The sequence below is a fragment of the Streptomyces sp. NRRL F-5755 genome, assembly GCF_001279365.1.
GTDB classification, from domain to species: domain Bacteria; phylum Actinomycetota; class Actinomycetes; order Streptomycetales; family Streptomycetaceae; genus Streptomyces; species Streptomyces rimosus.
This window is the reverse complement of the sequence record NZ_LGCW01000102.1, coordinates 1-7747: the sequence shown is the minus strand read 5'-3', so window position 1 is coordinate 7747 and position 7747 is coordinate 1. Positions and strand designations below refer to the sequence as shown.

At 73.1% G+C, this 7747-nt stretch carries 2 protein-coding genes and 1 pseudogene; all 3 read left to right on the top strand.

What is annotated here, in order from left to right; translation table 11 throughout:
- Positions 1 to 22: 22 nt before the first annotated feature.
- A pseudogene (locus tag ADK86_RS44430) lies at positions 23 to 2305 on the top strand (condensation domain-containing protein); the annotation flags it as partial.
- Between the two features lie 100 nt (positions 2306 to 2405).
- Positions 2406 to 4601 carry a condensation domain-containing protein gene (locus ADK86_RS44425; protein WP_234345826.1) on the top strand — a complete coding sequence of 732 codons (2196 nt, stop codon included), beginning with the start codon at positions 2406 to 2408 and terminating at the stop codon, positions 4599 to 4601.
- Between the two features lie 2 nt (positions 4602 to 4603).
- The coding region (locus tag ADK86_RS12520) for a non-ribosomal peptide synthetase (RefSeq protein ID WP_234345825.1) at positions 4604 to 7747 on the top strand (3144 nt) is incomplete at its 3' end.

The window sequence follows — 7747 nt, the reverse complement described above, 5'->3', positions numbered from 1 at the left end:
ACCGGCGGAGCGGCCTGATCCGATGCCGTTGTCGTTCGGGCAGCAGCGGATGTGGTTCCTGCACAGCTTGGAAGGGCCGAGTCCGACCAACAACATTCCGCTGGCTATTCGTCTGACGGGGGAATTGAACGTTGCGGCGTTGGAGGCGGCCTGGGGCGATGTGGTGGGGCGGCACGAAACCCTGCGCACCCGCTACCCCGAGCACGGCGGCAGCGCCCGCCAGGACATCGTGGACGCGGCGGAGGTGGCCGTACGTATCCCCACCGCGCCGGTCGGCGCGGACGACGTGGAACAAGCTCTGGCGGCGGGCGTCGAGCAGGGATTCCGTATCGAGAGCGAACTGCCGTGGCGCGTCACGCTCTTCGAGGCGGCACCGGATGATCATGTGCTGCTGATCGTGGTCCACCACATCGCCGCCGACGGCTGGTCCATGGGCGTGCTGGCCGACGACCTGGCGACCGCCTACGCGGCGCGCGCCGACGGCCGCGCACCCGGCTGGGCGCCGCCGGCGGTCCAGTACGCCGACTTCACCCTCTGGCAGCGCGAACTCCTCGCACAGGACACCGAGGACGGCCTCTTCAGGCGGCAGGCCGCGTTCTGGTCCGAGGCGCTGGCCGGGCTGCCCGAGCATCTGAAGCTGCCCTTCGACCGGCCCCGCCCGCCGGTGGCGACCCACCGGGGAGCGTTCCTGCCCTTCACGGTGGACGCCGCCGCGCACCGCCGCCTGCTGGAGATCGCCCGGGACTGCGACGCCACGCTGTTCATGGTCGCCCAGGCCGCCGTCGTCGTACTGCTCTCGCGGCTCGGCGCCGGGGAGGACATTCCGCTCGGCACGCCCATCGCGGGCCGGACGGACGAGGCCGTGGACAACCTGGTCGGCAACTTCCTCAACACGCTGGTGCTGCGTACCGACGTCAGCGGCAACCCCGCCTTCACCGAACTGGTCGCCCGGGTACGGGAGACCGACCTCGCCGCGTACGCCCACCAGGACCTGCCGTTCGAGCACCTGGTGGAGGTGCTGAACCCGGTCCGGTCCCTGGCCCGGCACCCGCTGTTCCAGGTCGCCTTCGCCCTCCAGAACGCGCCCGAGACGCACTTCGACGCCCCCGGGCTGGAATCCCGGCTGGTGCCGGTGGAGATGTCCACCTCGAAGTTCGACCTGTCGGTCCTGATGTGGGAACGCCGGGACGCCGAGGGCGCCGCCGCGGGCCTGGAGTGCTATCTCGAATTCGCCACCGACCTCTTCGACCGCGCCACCGCCGAGGGCCTGGTGGCCCGCCTGCTGCGGGTGCTCGACCAGGTCACCGCCGACCCCTCCGTACGGGCCGGCCGGGTGGACGTGCTCGGCGAGGACGAGCGGAGCCGGGTCACCGCCGCGGCGGCACCGGACCGGGCGCAGGCACGGGGCGAGACCGTGCCGCGGTGCTTCGAGCGGATCGCCGCCCGGCACGCGGAGGCGCCCGCGGTGCGGTACGGGGACGCCACGCTGACGTACGGGGAACTGGACGCGGGGGCGAACCGGTGCGCCTGGTACCTGCGCGCGAAGGGCGTCACCCCGGGGGACCGGGTCGCGGTGATGCTGGACCGCTCGGCGGACCTCGTCACCGTGCTCCTCGGCATCGCCAAGGCGGGCGCGGTGGCCGTACCGGTGGACACCGCCTACCCGGTCGAGCGGGTGCGGTTCCTGCTGGAGGACTCCGCTCCCGTCCTGGTCATGACGCGTTCCGAGGTGGCGGAGGCGCTGGGGCACTTCCCGGCCGTCCCGCTGCCGGTGCGGGTACCGCCGGAGTCCGGCCTGTACGTGATGTACACCTCCGGCTCGACGGGCACGCCCAAGGGCGTCGTCGCAACGCACGCGAACGTCGCCGCACTCGCCCTCGACCCCTGCTGGGACGGCATCGGCACGGGCCGCGTCCTCTTCCACGCCCCGCACACCTTCGACGCCTCCACCCTGGAGCTGTGGGTGCCGCTGCTCAACGGCGGATGTGTCGTCGTCGCGCCCGCGGTGGACCTGGACGGCGCGACGCTCGCCGGGCTCGTCGCGGACCACGAGCTCACGGCCGTGCACGTGACCGCCGGGCTGTTCCGCGTGCTGGCGCAGGAGACCCCCGAGTGCTTCGCGGGCCTGCGGCACGTGCTGACCGGCGGCGACGTGGTCCCGGCCGAAGCCGTCGCCCGGGTCGCCGAGGCGTGCCCCGGCGCCGCGGTCCACCACCTGTACGGACCGACCGAAACCACCCTCTGCGCCACCACCCACACCCTCCCGCCCGGCGCCGAAGCTCCGGCCGCCCTGCCGATCGGCCGCCCGCGCGACGGCGTACGCGTCTTCGTCCTGGACACCCATCTGCACCCGGTGCCCACGGACCGCCGAACGGTTCGTGGCCTGCCCGTACGGCGGCGGGCGCATGTACCGCACCGGGGACCTGGTGCGCTGGGACCGGGACGGGAACCTCGTCTTCCTCGGGCGGGCCGACGACCAGGTGAAGGTCCGGGGGTTCCGCATCGAGCCCGCCGAGATCGAGGCCGTGCTCGGGCAGGCCCCGGGCGTGGACCAGGTGGCCGTCGTCGTACGGGAGGACCGGCCCGGCGACAAGCGGCTGGTCGCGTATGTCGTCGGCGACGCGGCCGGGATACGGGACTTCGCGGCCGACCGGCTGCCGGACTACATGATCCCCGGCACCCTCGTCCCCCTCGACGCGCTGCCGATCACCGGCAACGGCAAGGTGGACCGGGCGGCGCTGCCCGCCCCCGACTACGCGGCGGCGTCGGCGGGGCGGGCTCCGCGCACCCCGCTGGAGACGCTGTTCTGCCGCATGTTCGCGGAAGTCCTCGGTCTCGGGACGGGAGAGGCCGGTACGGGTGCGCCCGACGCGGACCCGGCCCCCGGCATCGGCGCCGACGCCAACTTCTTCGAGCTCGGCGGCGACAGCATCATCTCCCTCCAGCTCGTCGCCCGCGCCGCCCGCGCCGGATACCGGATCAGCGCGACGGACGTCTTCCAGCACAAGACGCCGGAAGCCCTCGCGCTGGTCGCCGAGCCCGTCACGGAGGACGAGACCCGGCACGACGACAGTGCGGGTCCCGTGCCGCTCACCCCGGTCATGCGTCAGCTCGCCGACCGGAACGCGCTGGCCGGGCCGCTGTTCCAGACCGCCATGGTGTGGACGCCGACCGGCCTCACCGGCGCCGAACTCACCGCCGCCCTCCAAGCCGTCCTGGACCACCATGGCGCCCTGCGGTTCCGGCTCGGTCCCGTAAGCGATACCAGTGCCGACGACGGCACCGGCGGCCTGCACGTCCGGCCGCCGGGCGCAGTGCGGGCGGCGGACCTGCTGCGTACGGTCCGGCTGCCCGGCCCGGCCGCACAGATCACGGCCACGATCGTCCGAGAACAGTGCGCCGCCGCGACCGGCCGCCTCGACCCGGGCACCGGCACCGTGCTGCAAGCCGTGTGGTTCGACGCCGGCCCGCACCGGCCGGGACGGCTCTTCCTGGCCGCGCACCACCTCTGCGTGGACAGCGCCTCCTGGCGCATCGTCCTCGACGACCTGGCCCTCGCCCACGAAGCCGTGGCGGCGGGTACCGAGCCGGTACTGCCCCCGGTCCGTACGTCCTTCCGCCGCTGGGCCGAACTGCTGCGGCGAACCGCCCACGACCCCGCACGGGCCGCCGAACTGCCGCTCTGGAAACGGATCGGCGCACCCACGGCCCCGCTCCTCCCGACCAGGCCGACGGCCCCACTACCACCGGCGAGGCCCACGGCCCCGCACCCGCCGACGAGGCCCACGGCCCCGCTTCCACCGGCGAAGCCCATGGGCCCGGGCGGCACCGGCGAACTGAGCACCACCCTGCCGCCCGCCACCACGACGGCACTGCTCACCACCGTCCCGGCGGCCTTCCACGCCGATGTCACCGAAGTGCTCCTCGCCGCGCTGGTCCTCGCGGTCGCCGACTGGCGCGGCCGGCCCGGCGCCGTCCTGGTGGACCTCGAACGGCACGGCCGCGAGAGCGGCCTCGCCCCCGGCGTGGACCTGTCCCGTACAGTCGGCTGGTTCACCAGCATCCACCCGGTCCGGCTCGACCCCGGCGCGGACGGACCCGGCCCGCTCGACGCCGGAACCGTGCTCAAACGCGTCAAGGAACAGGTCAGGGAACTGCCCGAACACGGCATCGGCCACGGCCTGCTCCGCCACCTCAACCCGCGGACGGCCGGGCTGCTGGCCGCTTCCGCCGAACCCCCGATTCTGTTCAACTACCTCGGCCGCGTCCCCGCCGCGGTCCAGCCGGGAGCGGCCACCGCCTGGACCGCCACCGGCGACCCCCACCCGCCCGAAGGCGTCCGCACCCACCCCGTGGACCTCGACGCCCGTACCGAGGACACCGCCGAAGGCCCCCGGCTGACGGCGCACTGGGCCTGGGACACGGCGCTGGTCCCCGAGGACGGCATACGGCGCCTCGCCCAGGCGTGGTCCCGGGCCGCCGAGGCCCTGGCGGCCTGCGCCGAGCAGGGCGACGCGGGCGGCCGTACCCCGTCGGACCTCGATCTCATCTCCCTCACGCAGGACGACATCGACCAGCTCGAAACGGAATGGGGAAAGTGACCGTGAGCAAGCCCGGACTGGCCGACGTTTGGCCGCTCGCGCCGATGCAGAAGGGCATGCTGTTCCACGCCCTGTACGACGCGGAGGCCACGGACATCTACCGGGGCCAGGTGGTCCTGGACCTGGACGGCCGCCTAGACACGGACGCCCTCAGGTCGGCGGGAGACGCGCTGCTGCGCAGGCACCCGACGCTCAGGGCGGGGTTCCGCACCCTCAAGTCCGGCGAGACCGTGCAGATCATCCCGCAGCGGAGCGACCTGCCGTGGCAGGAGGTGGACCTGCGCGCCGTACCGGCCGGCCACCGTGACGACGCCCTCGGCGAGGCGGTGCGCGAGGAGTGGACCCGGCGCTTCGACCTCGCCGCACCGCCGCTGCTGCGGCTCACCGCCATCCGCGTGAGCGACACCCGCACCCGCGTCGTGCTCACCGTCCACCACATCCTGTGCGACGGCTGGTCCACCTCGATCATCGCCAACGAACTGATCGAGCTGTACCGCAACGGCGGCGACGAACGCGCCCTGCCCCCGGTCACCCCGTACCGCAGCTACCTCGCCTGGCTGGCCCGGCGCGACGGCGCGGCCGCCGCCGAGGCGTGGCGGCACGCGCTCGACGGCGCGCAGCCCACCCTGGTGGCACCGGAGACCGGCAACCGCGCCCCGGTCGACCCCGACGAGGTACGGGTCGAACTGCCCGCCCCGCTGGTGACGGAACTGGCCGGCCTCGCGCGCCGGCACGGCGTCACCACCAGCACCGTGATGCGCGGCGCCTGGGCCGTGCTCCTCGGTGCGCTGACCGGCCGCGACGACGTGGTCTTCGGGGGGACCACGGCCGGACGCCCGCCGGAGATACCGGGCATCGACACCACCGTGGGCCTGTTCATCAACACCCTGCCGGTACGGGCCCGCTGGTCGCCCACCGACACCGTCGCCCAGCTGCTCACCCGGCTCCAGGACGCCCAGGCGGCGCTGCTGCCGCACGAGCACCTCAGCCTCTCCGAGGTCCAGAACATCGCCGGGACCCGGACCCTGTTCGACACCCTGACCGTCTTCCAGAACTACCCCGTCGACCTGCTCGACCTGACCGCCACCACCGCGCGGTCGGTGTCCGGAGACCTGGACCTGGCGAGCGTCGGCGGCCGGGACGCCGCGCACTACCCGCTGACGTTCACCGCGATGGCCGAGCGCTTCCGGCTCACCTACCGCCCCGACCTGTTCACCCGCGCCGACGCGGAACTCCTGGCCCGGCGCCTGGTCAAGGTCCTCGGACAGCTGGCCGCCGACCCCGGCGCCCGCGTCGGTGGCCTCGACGTGCTGGTCGACGGCGAACGCGACCGGCTGCTGCACGGCGTGAACACCGGCGCCCCGGGAGCCGCGCCGACGACCGTCCCCGCCGCCTTCGCGCGGACCGTGCGGCAGTACGCGCACGAGACGGCGGTGATCTCCGCCGCGGGCTCCCTCACGTACGGCGAACTCGACGCGCGAGCGAACCGTTTCGCCCGCTACCTGCACAGCAGGGGAGTGGCGCCCGGCGACCGGGTCGCGGTGACGCTTCCCCGGTCGGCGGAGCTGATCGTCGTGCTCCTCGGCATCGCGAAGGCGGGCGCCGTCTTCGTGCCGGTGGACACCTCGTACCCGGCGGAGCGGATGCGGTTCCTGCTGGAGGACTCCGCACCGGCGCTGGTCGTGAGCGGCACCGAAGTGGACAACGCGCTAAGGGACTTCTCGGCCGAACCGCTGCCGGTGGACGTCGCACCGGAATCCGGCCTGTACGTGATGTACACCTCGGGTTCGACGGGCACGCCCAAGGGGGTCGTGGCCACCCACGGCGGCGTCGCCGCCTTGGCGCTGGACTCCTGCTGGGACGACATCGGAACGGGCCGCGTCCTGTTCCACGCGCCGCATGCCTTCGACGCGTCGACGTTCGAGCTGTGGGTGCCGCTGCTGAACGGCGGGTGCGTCGTCGTGGCGCCGGAGGCGGACATCGACGGCCACACCCTGGCCCGCCTCATCGACACGTACGCGCTCACGGCCGTACACGTCACAGCGGGCCTCTTCCGCGTACTCGCCCAGGAGACCCCCGCCTGCTTCGCCGACCTCCGGCACGTCCTGACCGGCGGCGACGTCGTACCGGCCGACGCCGCCGCGAGCGTCCTGGACGCCTGCCCCGGGGTCACGGTGCGCCACCTGTACGGCCCGACGGAAACCACGCTGTGCGCGACGACGTTCGCCATCGCACCGGGCTCGAAGGTGCCCTCCGTACTGCCGATCGGCAGGCCCCGGGACGGTGTACGGGTATACGTTCTCGACGCTTGTCTGCGTCCGGTTCCGGTCGGAGTGGCCGGGGAACTGTACGTGGCGGGGCGGGGTGTGGCCCGCGAATACCTGGGCCGCCCGTCGCTGACCGCGGAGCGCTTCGTGGCGTCACCGTACGGTGGCGGCCGGATGTACCGCACCGGCGACCTGGTGCGCTGGGACCACGAAGGCCATCTCGTCTTTCTCGGCCGGGCCGACGACCAGGTGAAGATCCGGGGATTCCGTATCGAGCCCGCCGAAATCGAGGGCGTCCTCGCGCAGGTCCCGGGCGTGGACCAGGCGGCGGTCGTCGTACGGGAGGACCAGCCGGGCGACAAGCGGCTGGTGGCGTATGTCGTCGGGAATGCCGTACAGGTACGGGAATTCGTGGCGGAGCGGTTGCCGGATTACATGGTGCCGTCGGCGGTGGTGGTGCTGGATGCGTTGCCGTTGACGGCCAATGGGAAGGTGGACCGGGCGGCTCTTCCCGCGCCGGATTATGCCGTCTCGGACCGTACGCCCCGTACGCCGCAGGAGCAGATTCTCTGCCGTCTGTTCACCGAGGTACTGGGCCTGGAGCAGGTCGGTATCGATGACGGGTTCTTCGACCTGGGCGGGGATTCGCTGCTGGCGACGCGGCTGGCCAGCCGTATCAAGGGTGCTTTGGGTGCGGAGATTTCGGTGCGGGTGTTGTTCGAGGCGCCCACGGTTGCCGGGCTGGCAGGCCGACTGGACGAATTCGAGGCGGTGCGCCCTGTTCTCGTACCGGCGGAGCGGCCTGATCCGATGCCGTTGTCGTTCGGGCAGCAGCGGATGTGGTTCCTGCACAGCTTGGAAGGGCCGAGTCCGACCAAC